General features: G+C 64.8%; 15 protein-coding genes and 1 pseudogene. 13 read left to right on the top strand and 3 right to left on the bottom strand.

Translation table 11 applies throughout. The annotated features are described in order from the left end of the window. Nucleotides 1-13 precede the first annotated feature (13 nt). Nucleotides 14-878 (bottom strand): annotated as a pseudogene (gene nadC / locus QE438_RS01545) (carboxylating nicotinate-nucleotide diphosphorylase). Continuing rightward, a complete protein-coding gene (locus QE438_RS01550) occupies nucleotides 875-1,141 on the bottom strand; it encodes a Trm112 family protein (protein ID WP_130519888.1) in 267 nt (88 codons plus the stop codon). The pseudogene nadC and the gene QE438_RS01550 overlap by 4 nt, the downstream one beginning before the upstream one ends. Nucleotides 1,142-1,199: 58 nt before the next feature. Between QE438_RS01550 and purE the strand changes: the two genes are divergently transcribed. After that, nucleotides 1,200-1,703 (top strand): 5-(carboxyamino)imidazole ribonucleotide mutase, encoded by a 504-nt coding sequence (gene purE, locus QE438_RS01555; protein WP_130519890.1) that lies wholly within the window; start codon nucleotides 1,200-1,202, stop codon nucleotides 1,701-1,703. A 34-nt stretch (nucleotides 1,704-1,737) separates the two neighbouring features. Then, nucleotides 1,738-2,883 (top strand): 5-(carboxyamino)imidazole ribonucleotide synthase, encoded by a 1,146-nt coding sequence (locus QE438_RS01560; protein ID WP_306993026.1) that lies wholly within the window; start codon nucleotides 1,738-1,740, stop codon nucleotides 2,881-2,883. An 89-nt stretch (nucleotides 2,884-2,972) separates the two neighbouring features. Here QE438_RS01560 and QE438_RS01565 read toward each other — a convergent pair whose 3' ends face one another. Next, complete coding sequence (locus QE438_RS01565; RefSeq protein ID WP_130519894.1) at nucleotides 2,973-3,551, bottom strand: Fe-Mn family superoxide dismutase; 579 nt, start codon at nucleotides 3,549-3,551, stop codon at nucleotides 2,973-2,975. 158 nt (nucleotides 3,552-3,709) lie between these two features. Between QE438_RS01565 and grxD the strand changes: the two genes are divergently transcribed. From grxD to QE438_RS01620, 11 genes are all read left to right on the top strand, one after another. Next, nucleotides 3,710-4,030 (top strand): Grx4 family monothiol glutaredoxin, encoded by a 321-nt coding sequence (grxD, locus tag QE438_RS01570; RefSeq protein ID WP_130519896.1) that lies wholly within the window; start codon nucleotides 3,710-3,712, stop codon nucleotides 4,028-4,030. After that, nucleotides 4,027-4,773, top strand: coding sequence for an SDR family NAD(P)-dependent oxidoreductase (locus QE438_RS01575; RefSeq protein ID WP_306993023.1), 747 nt, complete (start codon nucleotides 4,027-4,029; stop codon nucleotides 4,771-4,773). The genes grxD and QE438_RS01575 overlap by 4 nt, the downstream gene beginning before the upstream one ends. Then, nucleotides 4,770-5,369 (top strand): MarC family protein, encoded by a 600-nt coding sequence (locus QE438_RS01580; protein ID WP_130519900.1) that lies wholly within the window; start codon nucleotides 4,770-4,772, stop codon nucleotides 5,367-5,369. Before QE438_RS01575 ends, QE438_RS01580 begins: the two co-directional genes overlap by 4 nt. 384 nt (nucleotides 5,370-5,753) lie before the next feature. Then, complete coding sequence (locus QE438_RS01585; protein ID WP_306993021.1) at nucleotides 5,754-9,029, top strand: TonB-dependent receptor; 3,276 nt, start codon at nucleotides 5,754-5,756, stop codon at nucleotides 9,027-9,029. Between the two features lie 141 nt (nucleotides 9,030-9,170). Next, nucleotides 9,171-10,553, top strand: coding sequence for a nucleotide 5'-monophosphate nucleosidase PpnN (ppnN, locus tag QE438_RS01590; protein ID WP_130529070.1), 1,383 nt, complete (start codon nucleotides 9,171-9,173; stop codon nucleotides 10,551-10,553). Between the two features lie 158 nt (nucleotides 10,554-10,711). Continuing rightward, nucleotides 10,712-11,254: a GspH/FimT family pseudopilin gene (locus tag QE438_RS01595; protein WP_309731638.1), complete on the top strand. Its 543-nt coding sequence runs from the start codon at nucleotides 10,712-10,714 to the stop codon at nucleotides 11,252-11,254. Further along, entirely contained in the window at nucleotides 11,251-11,742 is a 492-nt protein-coding gene (gene pilV, locus QE438_RS01600; protein ID WP_306993015.1) for a type IV pilus modification protein PilV, read from the top strand. Before QE438_RS01595 ends, pilV begins: the two co-directional genes overlap by 4 nt. After that, nucleotides 11,739-12,902, top strand: coding sequence for a PilW family protein (locus QE438_RS01605; RefSeq protein WP_306993013.1), 1,164 nt, complete (start codon nucleotides 11,739-11,741; stop codon nucleotides 12,900-12,902). The genes pilV and QE438_RS01605 overlap by 4 nt, the downstream gene beginning before the upstream one ends. A gap of 56 nt (nucleotides 12,903-12,958) precedes the next feature. Beyond that, nucleotides 12,959-13,417, top strand: coding sequence for a PilX N-terminal domain-containing pilus assembly protein (locus QE438_RS01610; RefSeq protein ID WP_306993011.1), 459 nt, complete (start codon nucleotides 12,959-12,961; stop codon nucleotides 13,415-13,417). A gap of 8 nt (nucleotides 13,418-13,425) precedes the next feature. After that, nucleotides 13,426-17,139, top strand: coding sequence for a PilC/PilY family type IV pilus protein (locus QE438_RS01615; RefSeq protein ID WP_306993009.1), 3,714 nt, complete (start codon nucleotides 13,426-13,428; stop codon nucleotides 17,137-17,139). Then, nucleotides 17,136-17,546, top strand: coding sequence for a type IV pilin protein (locus QE438_RS01620; RefSeq protein ID WP_306993007.1), 411 nt, complete (start codon nucleotides 17,136-17,138; stop codon nucleotides 17,544-17,546). Before QE438_RS01615 ends, QE438_RS01620 begins: the two co-directional genes overlap by 4 nt. Nucleotides 17,547-17,555: the final 9 nt, after the last annotated feature.

A 17,555-nucleotide genomic window follows, 5' to 3' on the forward strand; every position in this document is an offset into this window, starting at 1 on the left:
AACCCCACGCCGATCAAGCGCTGTGCGGCGGTGGGCCCAGCTTCAGCGACAGGTCCACGGCGTGCACATGCTTGGTCAGCGCGCCGATGGAAATGCAGTCCACGCCGTCCTGCGCCACGGCGCGCACGGTGTCCAGATCGACCATGCCGGAGACCTCCAGCGGCACGCGGCCGGCGGCGATGCGCACCGCTTCGCGGCGCTGCTCGGGGCTGAAGTCGTCGAGCATGATCCGGGTGCAGGGCAGTTCCAGCGCCTGGCGCAGTTCGTCCAGCGATTCGACCTCGACCACCAGCGGCAGCTGCGGGGTACAGGGCGCGGGCCGCGCGCATGGCCGCGGCGATGCCGCCGGCGGCGCGTACATGGTTTTCCTTGAGCATCACCATGTCGAACAGGCCGATGCGGTGGTTGTCGCCGCCGCCGCAGCGCACGGCGTACTTCTGCGCCAGGCGCAGGCCCGGGACCGTCTTGCGCGTATCCAGGATGCGCGCGCCGGTGCCGCGCACGGCCGCGACGAAGGCCGCGGTGACCGTGGCCGTGCCGCTCAGGGTCTGCAGGAAGTTGAGCGAGGTGCGCTCGGCGCTGACCAGCGTGCGCGCGCGCCCGCGCAGGGTGGCCAGCACGGTGCCGGCGGCCACGCGCTGGCCTTCGGCCACGCGCCAGTCGATGGAGACCTGCGGATCGAGCTGGCGATGGCAGGCGTCGAACCACGGTCGCCCGCAGATCACCGCCTCCTGCTTGCACAGCAGATAGGCGACATCGTCGGTGTCCGGTAGCAGCGCGGCGGTGACATCGCCCGGGCCGAGGTCCTCGGCCAGGGCGCGGCGCACATCGTCCAGGACCACCGCCTCGGGCGGCGGCAGCGGCGCGGGGGCGCTCACGCCGGGAAGTCGGCGACCTGGACGGTGGCGATGCCTTCCTCGGGCAGCAGGACCGGGATGCCGTCCTCGACGCGGTAGACGGTCTTGCGGTCGCGGGTGACCAGGGCTTCCTTGAGCGGTTCGGCCTGGGCGCTGCCGTCCACGCGCTTGAGCGCGCCGGCCGCGATGGCGCGGTTCAGCGCCTCCACGCCGCGGGCCTCGAGCGGGCCCAGCGGTTGGCGCGAGACGGGGCAGCACAGCAGGTCGAGCAGTTTGCGGTCCATGGAAGGTCCGTTGGCGAACAAGATCGCTAGAATATCGTTTTGTCGCAGGGCAGGGCCAATGACCGACGATCTGGCAGCGCCGCGCGTGGGCATCGTGATGGGCTCGCGTTCGGATTGGGAGACCATGCAGCACGCCGCGCAGAAGCTCGATGCGCTGGGCGTGGCCTACGAGGTGAAGGTGGTCTCGGCCCACCGCACGCCCGACGTGCTGTTCTCCTATGCCGAGCAGGCCGCCGCGCGCGGGCTGCGCGCGATCATCGCCGGCGCCGGCGGCGCGGCGCACCTGCCGGGCATGCTGGCGTCCAAGACCGCCGTGCCGGTCCTGGGCGTGCCGGTGCAGTCCAAGGCCCTGAACGGCATGGATTCGCTGCTGTCCATCGTGCAGATGCCGGCCGGCATCCCGGTGGCGACCTTCGCCATCGGCAACGCCGGTGCGGCCAATGCGGCGCTGTTCGCCGCGGCGATGCTGGCGCCGGAGGCGCCAGCGGTGGCGCAGGCGCTGGACGCCTTCCGGGCCAAGCAGACCCAGGACGTCATGGACCAGGACGATCCGCGGCGATGAGCACGGTCGGCATTCTTCCGCAGCGGGGGCGCGCATGACGACGGTGGGGATCCTGGGGGGCGGGCAGCTGGCCCGCATGCTCGCGCTGGCGGGCGTGCCGCTCGGGCTGAAGTTCCTCGTCCTGGACCCGTCGGCCGAGTCCTGCGCCGGCCAGTGCGCGCCGCTGCAGGTGGGCGCGTTCGACGACGAGGCGGCGCTGGCGCAGTTCGCGTCCAAGGTCGATGTGGTGACCTTCGATTTCGAGAACGTGCCGGCCGCCAGCGCGCAGTGGCTGGCCGAGCGGGTGCCGGTGTATCCCAATCCGCAGGCGCTGGGCGTGGCGCAGGACCGGCTGTCGGAGAAGACGCTGTTCGGCGAGCTGGGCATCCCGGTGCCGGCGTTCGCGGCGGTCGACTCGCGCGAGGGGCTGGACGCGGCGCTGGCGCGGATCGGCACGCCCTGCATCCTCAAGACGCGGCGCTTCGGCTACGACGGCAAGGGCCAGTTCCGGATCAAGTCGCCGGCCGACGCGCAGGCCGCGTGGGACGCGCTGGGCGCGCAGGCCGGCGCCGTCGGGCTGATCGTGGAGGGCTTCGTCGCCTTCGACCGCGAGGTGTCGGTGGTGGCCGTGCGCGGCCGCGATGGTGCGTTCAAGGCCTTCCCGCTGACCCAGAACTGGCATGTCGACGGCGTGCTGTCGGCCAGCCTGGCGCCGGCGCAGGCCAGCCAGGCCCTGCAGGCGCAGGCGGTCGACTATGCGCGGCGCGTGGCCGAGCGCCTGGATTATGTCGGGGTGTTCGCGCTGGAGCTGTTCTGCCAGGGCGAGACGCTGCTGGCCAATGAAATGGCCCCGCGCGTGCACAACTCCGGGCACTGGACCATCGAAGGCGCGGAGGTCTCGCAGTTCGAGGCGCACCTGCGCGCGGTGCTGGGCCTGCCGCTGGGCGAGCCGGCCATGCGCGGACACGCCTGCATGCTCAACTGGCTGGGGCAGATGCCCGACGCCAACGGGGTGCTCGACCAGCCCGGAGGCCACTGGCACGACTACGGCAAGTCGCCGCGCGAGGGCCGCAAGGTCGGCCACGCCACGCTGCGTGCCGATACCGCGCAGGCGCTGTCCGTCGCCCTGGCCGCGGCGGGTGAGGCGCTGTCGCGTCAGGCCCAGGTGCAGCCGGTGCTGGAGCGCCTGGCGCGCAGCTGAGCGGAGTGCCTCCCGCGTCTTGGCGCCGCTTAACGCGCCCATGAAAAAGGCCGGGGAATCCCCGGCCTTTTCGTACAGCCAGCGAAGGATCAGGCCAGGTTCTTGGCCACGAAGTCCCAGTTGACCAGCGACCAGAACGACTCGACGTACTTCGGACGCGCGTTGCGATAGTCGATGTAGTAGGCGTGCTCCCACACATCGATGGTCAGCAGCGGGGTGTCCTCGCCGGTCAGCGGCGTGGCGGCGTTGGAGGTGCTTACCAGGCCGACGCTGCCGTCCTTCTTCTGCACCAACCAGCCCCAGCCCGAGCCGAAGGTGCCGATGGCGGTCTTGGTGAACTCTTCCTTGAACTTCTCGAAGTCGCCGAAGGCCGCGTTGATCAGCTCGGCCAGCTTGCCGCTGGGCGCGCCGCCGCCGTTGGGCGACAGGCAGTTCCAGTAGAAGGTGTGGTTCCACACCTGCGCGGCGTTGTTGAACACGCCGCCCTGGGACTTCTTGATGATGCTCTCCAGCGGCTGGTCGGCGAACTCGGTGCCCTCGATCAGCTTGTTGAGGTTGTCCACATAGGCCTTGTGATGCTTGCCGTAGTGGAAGTCGATGGTCTCGCCTGAGATGTGCGGTTCCAGTGCGGTGCGGTCGTAGGGCAGGGCGGGGAGCTCGATGGCCATGGCGGTTCCTCTTGGCTTGGCGTGTCTGGCAGATGCCGGGGGCGGGGGCGCAGGGCTTACAATTGCGTCCGACCAGCGGCGATGGAAAGCGCCGCGCAGTTTACTCGACGAGGGTGCGCATGCCGTCAAGGGCGTGCGGCAACGCAGGAGAACGCAACATGCCGGTGCTGGAACGTATCCAGGCGGAGCTGGACCGCCACCCCATGGTGCTCTTCATGAAGGGCACCCCGGAGTACCCGATGTGCGGCTTCTCCAGCCGCGCGGTCCAGGCTTTGCTATCGGCCGGTGCGGTGGACCTGCGCGCCATCAACGTGCTGGAAGAACCCGAGATCCGGGCCAACCTGCCGCGCTTTTCCAACTGGCCGACGTTCCCGCAGTTGTTCATCCATGGCGAGCTGATCGGCGGCTGCGACATCACTCTGGAACTGCACGAGTCCGGCGAACTGGAACGCATCGTCGCCGAGGCCATGCCGCGGTGAGTCTGCTGCAGGTGCCCGTGCGCCCCGTGCAGTCCCTGGCCGGGCGTGTGGTGCTGATCAGCGGGGCGCACGGCGGCCTGGGCGAGGCCAGCGCCCGCGCCTGCGCGCAGGCCGGTGCCACCCTGGTGCTCCTGGGCCGCCGGCCGGCCAAGCTCGCCCGCATCTATGACGCCTGCGCCCAGCTGGGCCCCGAGCCGCTGCTCTATCCGCTGGACCTGGAAGGCGCCGCACCGGACGACTACGCCGAACTGGCCCAGCGCATCGAGGCCAACCTCGGCCGCCTCGACGGGGTGCTGCACTGCGCGGCCGAGTTCCGCGGCCTGACCCCGCTGGAGCACACCGACCCGGCCGCATTCGCGCGCGCCATCCATGTCAATCTCACCGCGGCGTGGTGGCTGAGCCAGGCCTGCCTGCCGCTGCTGCGTCGTGCGGCGGACAGCGCGCTGGTGTTCACCCTGGACAATCCGCGCCGCGTCGGCCACGCCTACTGGGGCGGCTACGGCGTTGCCCAGCACGGGCTGGCCGCGCTGGTGCAGATGCTGCACACCGAGCTGGCCAGCACCCCGGTGCGGGTCAGCGCGCTGCAGCCCGGGCCGATGCGCACCATGCTGCGCGCCCGCGCCTACGCCGAGGACACCGATCCGGCGCTGGCCGATGCCGACCAGTACGCCGCACACTGCGTGACCCTGCTTTCTCCAGACGGCGCCGAGCGGCGCGGCCTGGTCTGGAATCCCCTGGCATGACCATCCTGTCCGCAGCGCTGCTGCTGTTCCTGATCCTCGACCCGCTGGGCAACATCCCGGTGTTCCTGTCGGTGCTGCGGCCGCTGCCGCCGCAGCGCCAACGCATCGTGCTGATCCGCGAGCTGCTGATCGCGCTGGTCGTGCTGATGGGGTTCCTGTGGGGCGGCAAGTACTTCCTGGAACTCATGCACCTGCGCCAGGAGTCGGTGCAGATCGCCGGCGGCATCGTGCTGTTCCTGATCGGCATCCGCATGATCTTTCCGCGGCCGGAAGGCCTGATGGGCGAGATCCCCGGCGGCGAGCCCTTCATCGTGCCGCTGGCCATCCCGCTGGTGGCCGGCCCCTCCGGCATGGCCGCGGTGATGCTGATGGGCAGCAACGAGCCCGAGCGCCTGCTCGGCTGGAGCCTGGCCCTGGGGCTGGCCTGGCTGGCGACGGCGGTGATCCTGTTCTCGGCCACGCTGGTCTACAAGTGGCTGGGCATGCGTGCGCTGACCGCGATCGAGCGGCTGATGGGCATGCTGCTGGTGGCCATTTCCGTGCAGATGCTGCTCGACGGGATCGGCACGTATCTCGGCGCGCTTCGCGGCGGTTGAGACCTGAGGGGGCGTCTGATTGGACGCCAGCCCGTGTCCGTATTTCATGCTCCGCCCCGAGTCCGGGCCGTAGGCGTTTATTCGCCCAAAGATGTCATTTAAGTGACGGCGACCGGCAGGCGCAGTCGCACAAATACCATTTAAGCCATTGATTGGAAGGGGATTCTCCCCCCGCTTTCGCGCGAATGCCGCAGCGCGCAAAAGTCGTCACGATCCGGTCACATCGCGCCTTTACCGTGTTAACCTGTCGTTAACGCGCGGCTGCCGTGCCTGCCGCGTGTTCCAGGGGCCACATCCTAAGCAAGTCCATGAGAGCCATGCCACACAGCATGGCCGGCCGGCACGATTTTTCTTCTGACCGCCACAAAACTTCGAGGCAGCGCAATGACACATCATCGTATCCGGACTTCCAAACTTGCCCTTGGCCTCCTGGCCGCGCTGGCCGCTGCGCCGGCCATGGCGCAGACCACGTCCGCCGGCGTCGGCGGCCAGGTCGTCGGTTCCGGCGGTGCGCCGGTTGCCGGCGCCGAGGTGACCATCACCCACGTGGAATCCGGAACGGTCAGCCACGCCACCACCGATGCCGCCGGTCGCTACACCGCGCGCGGCCTGCGCGTGGGTGGCCCGTACACCATCACCATCACCAAGCCCGGCGAAGGCACCAAGACCGAAGACGGCGTCTACCTGGATCTCAACAAGATCAACACCGTCGACGCGGCCCTGACCGGCGATGTGACCAACCTGGGTTCGGTGCAGGCCATCGGCTACAGCGGCGGCTCGGACGTGTTCAGCGCCACCAAGATGGGCTCGGGCACCAGCGTCAACCAGCAGACCATCCAGGCGCTGCCCTCGATCAACGGCAACATCCAGGACTACATGCGCCTGGATCCGCGCGTGGCCTTCGTCGACCGCGCCTCGGGCACGATCTCGGCCGGCGGCCAGAATCCGCGCTACAACTCGATCAACATCGACGGCGTCTCGGCCAGCGACACCTTCGGCCTGGAAGGCAACAACATGACCACCCGGCGCCAGCCGGTGTCGATGGAGGCCATCGAGGCCATCGACGTCAACCTGTCCAACTACGACGTCAGCATCGCCGCGGCCGCCGGTGCGACCGTCAATGCGGTGACCAAGTCCGGTACCAACGAGTTCCATGGTTCGGTCTACGGCTACATGCGCGATGGCGACTGGTTCGGCGACAACCCGGACGGCACCAAGTTCAACGGCTTCACCAAGGAAAAGACCTACGGCGCGACCTTCGGCGGCCCGATCGTCAAGGACAAGCTGTTCTTCTTCGCCAACTACGAGAAGTTCCAGCAGGACGCGCCCGGCGGCGACCTGTCCGGCAGCGCGCTGGGCAAGGCCGGCCACGTCATCACCAACGCCGACGTGGCGCTGGCGCAGAGCATCGCGCAGAACGTCTACGGGTTCGATGCGGGCCAGCTGGCCAGCAACGGCAACACCGATCTGGAAGAGTACGCACTGAAGCTGGACTGGAACATCAGCGACGCGCATCGCGCCAGCTTCCGCTACAGCAAGCTGGACCAGAGCAAGCTGCGCATCAACGGCATCAGCAGCACCGGCGTGTCGCTGAGCACCTACTGGTACCAGCACAACAAGACCGTGGAGAGCTACACCGGCCAGCTGTTCAGCGACTGGAGCGACAACTTCTCCACCGAGTTCAAGGCCTCCTACCGCGACTACACCGCCGAGCGCGTGGTGCCGAGCAACCTGCCGAGCATCCAGATCTTCTTCGGCGACGCCACCTCCACCACCAACGGCACCCGAGTCAGCGGCGACTCGCTGTATTTCGGCACCGAGGTCAACTCGCAGGGCAACTACCTGCGCACCAAGACCTGGAACTACACCGGCTCGGGCACCTGGACGCTTGGCGACCACGACCTGAAGTTCGGCGCGGACTACGCCACCAACGACATCTACAACCTGTACAGCGCGCAGGCCTGGGGCGTGTACACCTTCTGGGCCGGCGCCGCGGATGCCAACGGCAACCATGCGCTGACCAATTTCCAGAACGGCCGCTGGGCCACCTACAACCATCGCACCGAGTATTCGCCGGGCTCGTTCGCCGCCGACTACAAGAACAGCAACCTGGGCCTGTTCATCCAGGACACCTGGTACGTCAGCCCCAACCTGACCCTGACGCTGGGCGTGCGCGGCGATCGGCCGGACGTCAGCCCGGAGCCGCGTTACAACGCGCTGGCCAACCAGGTGTTCGGCTATGACAACAGCCAGGTGTTCAGCGGTGACTTCCTGGTGCAGCCGCGCTTCGGTTTCAACTACACCTTCAACTCCGAGCGCCCGATGCAGGTGCGCGGTGGCGTGGGCCTGTTCCAGGGCGACGCGCCCCAGGTGTGGATCGGCAACAGCTACGCCAACAACGGCTACAACTACGCGCAGCTGCAGGCGACCGCATACGATCCGACGCTGCGCTTCTCGCCCGATGGCAACAACCAGCCGGGCTCGGGCAGCTGTAATCCGTATCCGAGCTCGCGGACCGGCTGCCAGATGAGCGTCAACTTCACGCAGAAGGACTTCGAGCTGCCGTCGATCTGGAAGGCCAACCTGGCGTTCGACCACGAGCTGCCGTGGTACGGCGTGGTCGCGTCGGCCGAGCTGATCATGACCGACGTCAAGAATGCGCTCTACTACCGCCGCCTCAACCTGGGTCCGGGCTTCACCGGCCCCGATGGCCGCTCGCTGTACTGGAACCCGACCAAGCGCGGCGCCGCCTATGCGACGTCCGACAACCAGTACGGCCGCGACACCCGCTTCGGCGATGTGTACCTGATCGACAACACCAGCAAGGGCAAGAGCCAGCAGTTCACCGCTTCGCTGACCAAGCCGTGGAGCCCGGGCAGCGACTGGTCCTGGACCTTGGGCTATACCTACACCCACGCGACCGAGGTCGGTCCGCTGACCAGCTCGACCGCCAGCTCCGGCTACACCTACCAGTACAGCTTCAATTCCGGCGAGGACATCGCGCAGACCTCGCGTTACGAGATCAAGGATCGCATTTCCGGATCGCTGAACTGGAAGCACAAGTTCTTCGGTGATTACGACACCAGCGTGGGTCTGGTCTACGAAGGTCGCAGCGGACGTCCGTACAGCTACGTCTTCGTCGGTGACGCCAACGGCGACAGCCGGACCTATAACGACCTGTTCTACGTGCCCAAGGGCACCGGTGACGTGTACTTCGGCAAGTTCAACGCCAACGGTACGGTCGCGGTGGATTCGGCGATGGAGAAGCGGTTCTACGACTGGCTCGCCACGAAGCCGGAACTGGCGGCATACAAGGGCAGCTACGCCCCGGCCAATGCGTTCCGTACCGGCTTCATCAATACCTTTGATCTGCGTCTGAGCCAGCAGATCCCGGGCTTCTTCAAGGGCAACAAGGCCGAGGTCTGGGTGGACATCCAGAACGTGGGCAATCTGCTGAACAAGAAGTGGGGCAACATCTACGATTACGGCTTCTACGCCGATGCCTCGGTCGCCTCGCTGGTGGGCATCAGTCGGGACGGCAAGTACGTGTACAACTTCACCGGTGCCAGCTCGCCGACCGTTGCCAACTCCGACGCCGACGGCTTCAATGTCGGTGTGTCCCAGTGGTCGCTGCAGGTGGGCCTGCGCTACGAGTTCTGATCCATCGAATTCGAAGCGATACGTAACGGAAAGCGGCCGGGGCAACCCGGCCGTTTTCCTGTGCGCGGCCATGACATATGCGCCATCGGCCGGCTGCGCTACAGTCCCGGGACAAGACAGACGAACAAGCAGGAACATGCAATGAGTGAAGTGGAAACCCGGGCGCTGCCGGTCGTGAGCACCCGCATCTACCCGCGCGGCGGGCTGGATATCCTGTCGCGCACCGAAGTGGCGCGCCTGCGCGACGCCTCGGCCGGCGGCATGCACGAGCTGCTGCGTCGCTGCGCGCTGGCGGTACTGACCAGCGGCAGCGCCTCCGACGACCCGCGCGCCGCGCGCGATCTCTACCCCGACTTCGACATCCAGGTGCTGCAGCGCGACCGCGGTGTCCGTATCGAGCTGCTCAACGCGCCGGCGATGGCCTTCGTCGATGGCGAGATCATCCGCGGCGTGGCCGAGCTGCTGTTCGCCGTGGTGCGCGATTTGGCCTACATGGCCATCGAGCTGGGTGAGGAATACGCGAGCGCCCTGGAGACCTCGGCCGGCATCACCGATGCGGTGTTCGGGCAGCTGCGCAATGCGCGCATCATCAAGCCGCAGGAGCCCAACCTGGTGGTGTGCTGGGGCGGCCACTCGATCTCGCGCGAGGAATACCTCTACACCAAGGAAGTGGGCTACGAGCTGGGCCTGCGCGGCATGGACATCTGCACCGGCTGCGGCCCGGGCGCGATGAAGGGCCCGATGAAAGGGGCCACCATCGCCCACGCCAAGCAGCGTCAGAAGCAGGTGCGCTACATCGGCGTGACCGAGCCGGGGATCATCGCCGCCGAGTCGCCCAACCCGATCGTCAACCACCTGGTGATCATGCCGGACATCGAGAAGCGCCTCGAGGCCTTCGTCCGCATCGGCCACGGCATCATCGTCTTCCCCGGCGGCGTCGGCACCGCCGAGGAGATCCTGTATCTGCTGGGCATCCTGCTGCGCGAAGAGAATGCGCACCTGCCGTTCCCGCTGGTGCTGACCGGTCCGGTGGTGGCCGCGCCTTACTTCGAGCAGATCGACACCTTCATCCGGCTGACGCTGGGCGAGGCCGCCGCTTCGCGCTACCAGATCATCATCGGTGACCCGGTCGCCGTGGCGCAGGCGATGAAGGCCGGCATCGCCAAGGTGCGCGAGCACCGCAAGGAGGCGCGCGATGCGTATTACTTCAACTGGTCGATCGATATCCCGCTGGCCTTCCAGCAGCCGTTCGCGCCCACCCATGAGGCCATGGCCCAGCTGGACCTGCACCATGGGCGCGCACCGCACGCCATCGCCGCCGACCTGCGCCGCGCCTTCTCGGGCATCGTCGCCGGCAACGTCAAGGAGGACGGCATGCGGCGGATCGAGGAGTTCGGGCCCTTCGAGATCCACGGCGACCCGCAGATCATGGCCGCGCTGGATGACCTGCTGCAGGCCTTCGTCGCCCAGCGCCGCATGAAGATCGCCGGCGATTACAAGCCCTGCTATCGGGTCGTGACCTGAGGATTGCGCACCTGTCGGACCTTGGGCCGTGCGCGCACGTGCCCAAGGACACGGTCCGCATCGTTCGTCTCCCTGAACCGACCGCCCATCGTGCCACGCTGGGCGGGCGGCGGCGGCTTCCGTAACCTTCATCTGCCGAAAAGGGGATGGGACCGGGAATGGGCCGACGCTCGCAAACGAGGGGCTTCACGCTGCTGGAGCTGATGGTGACGGTTACCGTGCTGGGAATCCTGGCGGCGATCGCGTTTCCGAGTTTCCGGAATACCATCCGTTCGACGCGGGTAGCCACGACGACCAACCAACTGCTGACGGCGGTCGCGCTGGCGCGTACGGAGGCCATCAAGTCGCGCGCTTCGGGACTTTGCCCCAGCGCCAATGCCACCTCCTGTAGCGGCGACTGGTCCGACGGGTGGTTGGTCTGGCAGGATCTCGATCGTAATGGCAACCTCGATGGCACCGAGCCAATCGTGAGTTACTCCGCCAAGCCGGCGAGCATCACGATCACCGGTGGCGAGGCCAATCAGATCAATTTCGATGCCAGGGGCAGGGCGACCGGCCGCGATTCCTCGAACACGGCGCTCACGGGCGGCACCGTGTTGACGATCTCTTCTGATCCTTGTCCGTCCGGACAACGGCTGAGGAATGTCCTCACGGTCAGTCCGACCGGCCAGGTCACGCGCGAGCAGGTCACTTGCCCATGAACCATGCCAAGCGAATCAGCGGACATCGCGCCGGCGGCTTCACCCTGCTGGAAGTGATGATCGCCATTCTCATCCTGGGGTTCGGCCTGCTGGGGTTGGCCATGATGCAGACCATGAGCGTGCGTTTCAGCGAAAGCTCTAATCAACGCACGCAGGCCACGAATCTTGTCTACGAGTTGCTTGACCAGATGCGTTCCAATCGGCTGCTGGTTGCCCAATACACTGCAGCCAGTTTCACCGCGACCGCGACCGGGACGAACTGTTCCTATCCAGCCTCCGGCGCTGCAGTCAGCGTCTCGGCCAACATCACGCTCTGGCAGTGCCGCGCGCGCGCCACACTGGGAGAAGGCTCTTCGGCCGTGGTGACCTATGTCGACGGCGTGGCGACCGTCTCTTTGAACTGGAACGATCAGCGATGGGAGAAGGACGCGTCCCGCACCACCGGTGTGTTCCAGACAGGCAATGTCAGAATGAGCACTCGCCTGTGAACGCCTCTGCGCGAAAGCATGCCCACGGTCTGTCGCTTATCGAGCTGATGATCGCCCTGTTGATCGGTTCGATTCTGATGATCGGCGTCATCCAGGTCTTCGCCGCCTCACGCAACGCCTATCAGCTCTCTCAAGGCATGGCCCGCGTGCAGGAGAACGGCCGCTTTGCAGTGGACTTTCTCCAGCGCGACGTACGCATGGTTGGCCATTATGGCTGCGTCAACGATCAGGCCCGACTGCAGACACCGGGTCTCCTCACCTCTCACGTAACCACCGGCGACAATCCTCTCAATTTCGCCATTTCTTTGCAGGGCTATGAAGCCAACGGGACCGCTCCCGGCGCGTCAGTGAATTTGGCTTCTCCATCCGCAGGATGGCAGCCGGGGTTACCAGCCTATCTGTCTGGACTTAATCCGAAACCAGGCAGTGACATCATCGTGCTGCGGTTCTTCTACGGGAGCGGTGCACCCATCACTGTCGTCGGCCCAACCCAATTGACCGTACTTCCGGCAAACTGGAGCGCGCTGACGCTCGATGGCGTAGGCAATCCAGCCTTGTTCGGGGTGAGCGATTGCTCTTACGCGGATGTCTTCCAGGCGAGTGCGACGAACTCGGGCGCCGGGACCGTCAATACGACCGACTCGGGCGGCGTGCGGACCGGCATCCCGGATTTTGTTGGCCACTACACGGCCACGCCCTCAGGCCAAGCCACGCTATATAGGGCCGAATCGATGGTCTATTACGTGGGCACGCGGACTGGCTCGACCGTTTCATCGCTCTACAGAACCCGCTTCAGTACCAATGTCAACGGTACCGCTGTGGTGACCACGACCGAGGAGCTGGTCGAAGGCATCGACAGCATGCAGCTGATCTACGGGCAAGATCAATCCACCAACGTCAGTTCGCTAACCGGCAATATTGGCATCCTGGCCACAGCCGATACCTTGGGTGCTCCGATTGCCAATGAGAATGCATGGCGTCGCGTGGAGCAGGTGCGGGTCGGTCTCATCGCCAGCAGCGCGGACGTTGCTGCCTCCGCGCAGCGGACGCAAGGATCGCTCACCGCGCTGGGAACTAATTTCACCGCGCCTAACGATGGACGTTATCGTTCCTCATACGAGTCGGTCATCGCCCTGCGTAACCGACTCTACGGAAACTGAAGGCCAAGCCGATGCGATCCGCTTCCAGTCCTTTCCCATCGTCTCAGCAAGGTGCGGTGCTGTACGTCGCGCTGATCATGTTGATTCTGCTGGCGCTGCTCGGCGTGGTCGGTATGCAGGTCAGTGGCCTGCAGGAGAAGATGTCCGCGAACTATCGGAACAGCAACATGGCCTTCCAGAACGCCGAAGCCAGGGCGCGTCAGGCGGAGTGCTATGTCGAAGCCGAGGTTAACCGGGCGTCCACCACCTGTGCCGCGGTGACGGTGGATCTGGTGTGCGATACCGGCTTCGACGCCACGAGCTGGGCGTACCAGCGCTCGATGAACAACTCCACCGCGGACAGCACCAAGGTGCGATCCATCGGGCGCTGCATCTCCGGCAACACCAGCCTGGCGATGGGGGGGCGGCCGGAAAGCGAAGATCCCAATCCCGTCTATCAAATCAGCGCCTACGCCACCGATGTGGATACCGCGCCGTCGGCCGACGCGGCCGTCGACACCATTTTCCGCCCCTGAGGCTCGACATGAAGCACCGTCGCCTACTGCTGTCCTCCAGTCTCCTTCTTGCCTTGGCCGGAGGCGCTGGATACGTCGCCTACTCGGTCTTCGCGGCGCAGGGCGCGGGCACGCTCTCTCAGTCGCCGTTGAACATCGAGACGAACATCAAGCCCGCTTTCATCATGGGCGTCGATGATTCAGGCTCGATGATCAGTGATGAACTGTTGTTTGCAACATCGTCCGGCTCCGGATGCTGGAACAACAACACGAAGAGCTTCTTCGCTTCTGACGGAACGCCGTTGGGCTCGGGCACTTGTTACAACAAGGCCGTCAGCAGCGGCGTGCCCAGGGCTGACCAGTACGGCGCCGCGCGCGATCCGGAATACAACCGCGCTTACTTCAATCCAGCGGTCACTTATCTGCCCTGGCAGACGTCCGACGGAAGCTATGAGGCCAATTCGAGTCCTACCGCGGCCAAGGAGGATGTCAGGTCCAATTCCGGCACCACGTTCGACTTCACCAAAACGCTTGATTCGGGCGCCATTGCCTACACCGCCGGCATGATCCTTTTTGCCGGAACGACTTATCTCAATAATGACAGGTGCAGCAATACGCCTACGCCAGGAGTCGGTGCGCCGACCAATGACTGGATCACGCTTTCTTCGAATCTGACGCTCGCGTCGAACTGCAATATCAAGCTGCGCTACTACCCTGCAGTCGTCTATCTGAGTGAGGATGCGACACCGCCGCCGGGATTTGATCTGAGCAAGCGCGTCCTGATCACCGGTGCCGGTCCGAAGGGAAGCAATCTCTACAAGTACGAGTATCTCGAAGGCAACTTCACGACGGGAGGCGCAACGGCGGTTCAGAATTTCGCCAACTGGTGGACTTATCACGGCAACCGTAACCGCGCCACCATTTCCGCGATGACCCAGTCCATTGCGGAAGTGAAAGACATGCGTGTGGGCTACTTCACGATTAACAAGCGCAATGCGGTGACGATGTTCGATCTGAACGTCGCTGGCGATCGCCAGACACTGTATTCGAACATGCGTGCTTTGACTGGTAATTCCGCCACGCCGCTGCGTCAGGCGGTCCGCTTCATGGGCGACCAGTTTCGTCGAAAGGACATTGGAGCGCCGGTCCAGCTGTCTTGCCAGAAGAACGCCTCCATGCTCTTCACGGATGGATACACCAACGACAGTTACACGGGCGGCGGGAGCATCGCGGTGGGCGACGTCGATGGGTCGTTGCCTGTTCCGCTAAAAGGAAGCCCCTCGACAGATACCATCGCCGACTTCGCGAGCTGGTCCTATGAGAACAATATCCGGCCTGATCTGGTCGCTGGTCAGGTGCCGGTGCCGGACGCATGCAGCGGCGCCAACCCGGATCTGAAGCTCGATTGCAACAAAAACCAGCACGTCAATTTCTACGGTATTACGCTTGGTGCGGTGGGCAGAGTGTATGGGGTCGATGCAGCGGCGACAGCGGACCCTTACAAGAATCCCCCCACCTGGTACGCCACGAGTTCCATGAACCTGCAGCCGGCCAATGTCGATGACATCTGGCATGCCGCGCTCAATACGCGCGGCGAGTTCATCAACGCCCAATCGCCCGCGGAAATCGCGGAAGCCATGCGCCGCATCCTGGCATCGGTGGGCGCCGGCACCACGCCATCGGGAAGCATCGGGCTGACCGGCGCCCGCATCGGCGCGGGCTCGTTGACGGTGGTTCCTGCCTATACGTCCACCAACAACAGTACCGACTGGTACAGCACGCTGACGGCACAGTCGGTTTCCAGCAACATCCTGACCGGCGCGATCTCCTACAACAAGCTTTGGGAGGCCACAGATGCAGGGAAAATTCCCGCCGCTGCATCGCGCAACCTTCTGTTCGGCAAGACGTCCGGGGGTGTGAAGCCAACGGTCATGTCATTCACCAGCGCGAACATCGGCGATGCCTCGGCGCTTTGTTCCGATGTCTTGACGCGTTGCTCTGCCAATGGTTCGAGCAATGGCATTGTCGGACCGAACAGCAAGCTCAAGGTGACCCTCGATCAGGCAGTGGATTATTTGCGGGGGGACCAGTCGCTTGAGAAGGACGCGTCTACGCCGTTGCGTACGCGAAGCACGCGCCTTGGCGATCTCGTCAACTCGACGCCCGTCATCAGTGCAGCGGCCGATGATTACGGTTATGCGAACTCTTTGCGCGACATCCAGAGCAACGGCGCCTACACGTATCCCTATGCGAGTAGCTACAAGGCCTATCTGGCTACCAAGAAGAGCCTCGACCGGCCGATGGTGTACGTCGGAGCGAACGATGGCTTTTACCATGCATTCGATGGCAAGACCGGTGCGGAGCTCTTTGGCTATGCGCCATCGGCCTCGGTCGGCCACATGGGCAATCTGCTGTTCCCGTACAACGCCGATGACAAGAACAACCAGGCCTTCCGCCACACCTTCTTCGTCGATGGACCATCGGTGGTGTCCGATGCGTACTGGGGATCAACCTGGAAGACGGTGATCGTCGGGGGACTGGGAGCCGGGGGGCGTGGTGTATTCGCCATCAATGTGACCAGTCCTTCCAGTGTGGGCACCGGAAGTGTGCTCTGGGAAGTTAACGACAGCGTCAGCGCCGGCAACATCAAGAACAACATCGGCTATGTGTTGGGCAAGCCCGTGGTCGTGCCGGTTAAGGCCAACGACGGAACTGTCAGATGGAAAGCCATCTTTGGCAATGGCTACAACAGCGCGAGCAATCGCGCAGTGCTGTTCGTAGTGGATGTGGAGACGGGCGCGGCTACTACGATCATGGCAAAGGAGGCTGGGCGCGATGCAGTGGCCAACGGGCTCGGGAACGTGGTGGTTCTGGATCGCTATATAGGAACCGGTTCGACCACAGGGCGCGATGGCTATGCCGATACGGTCTACGCGGGCGACCAGAACGGCGCGGTATGGAAGTTCGACCTGCGCAACAATTCGACTCAGACCGTGCCGCTGTTTGTGGCGAAGGATCCCAGCGGTGTGCGTCAGCCAATCATGGGTGGCTTTGATGCCGCCTCCGGCGCGGGCGGCGGCGTAATGCTGTATTTCGGGACAGGCAGCTTTTCCTTTGAAGACGACAAGAGCGACAAGCAGATTCAGACGCTCTACGGGATCCTCGATTCGGGGTCGAGTATCGATGGCCGCTCCGATCTACAACAGCAGACCATTACTGCCGAGACCGCTGGCAAGACGCGGGCTGTGACGTCTAACGTGGTGCCTGCTGGCAAGCGAGGCTGGTATCTGGATCTTGGCATCAGCAGTGGCGGGGTGGTCGCGGCGTCGGGCGAGCGTTTCGTCGGCTACCCACGGGTCGACAGCGGCTTGGTGTACTTTCCCACGTACTCGCCTGAAAGTAGTGGCTCCTGCGCTGGAGAGGGCATCAATCGACTGTATGGTTTGAATGGTCTGTCGGGCGGTGCGGGTCTGTCGGTCGTCCGCGTTGGGACGCCAACTGGTTCGACCCCCGGCACAGGGACTGGCGCCTTGACGCTGTCGACCAGCGGATCTTCTCCTGTGAAGGATGTGGCCGTGATGTCCACGGCACGAGTCGCCCCGTTGACCAGCGCGACGCCTACGGCGGCCGAAGAGAACAGTGCGCTGGGCGCACGCTGCTCCATGGTCGTCCAAGTCGCAGGTGCCGACCCCCTATATGTGCCCAGACCCTGTGGGCGTCAATCTTGGAGACAGATTCGATGAATCGGATTGGCGATAAACGAGCCTTTGGTTTCACCCTGCTTGAACTGATGATCGTCGTGGCAGTGGTCGCAATCCTGGCCGCGATTGCGTTTCCGTCCTATCAGGACTACGTTCGGAAGGCGCGTCGTGCGCAAGCCAAGGCCGACCTACTTGAGTATGCGCAGCTCGCTGAGCGCTTTCATACGGTCAACAACACGTATGTAAACTTTACGCTGCCGACGACACAGTCCCCGCGCGAAGGAGGTACGGCGTACTACACCTTGGCGCTTTCCAACCAGGCGCAGTCCACCTTCATGATCACCGCGACCGCCAAAGCGCCGCAGAGCTTGGACAAGTGCGGAAACCTGAGCATCAATCAGGCCGGCGTCAAGGGAAACACGGCCGGAACGCTAGCCAGCTGCTGGTAGCGAGCACTG

This window comes from Pseudoxanthomonas sp. SORGH_AS_0997 (assembly GCF_031453535.1).
Lineage (GTDB): Bacteria > Pseudomonadota > Gammaproteobacteria > Xanthomonadales > Xanthomonadaceae > Pseudoxanthomonas_A > Pseudoxanthomonas_A winnipegensis.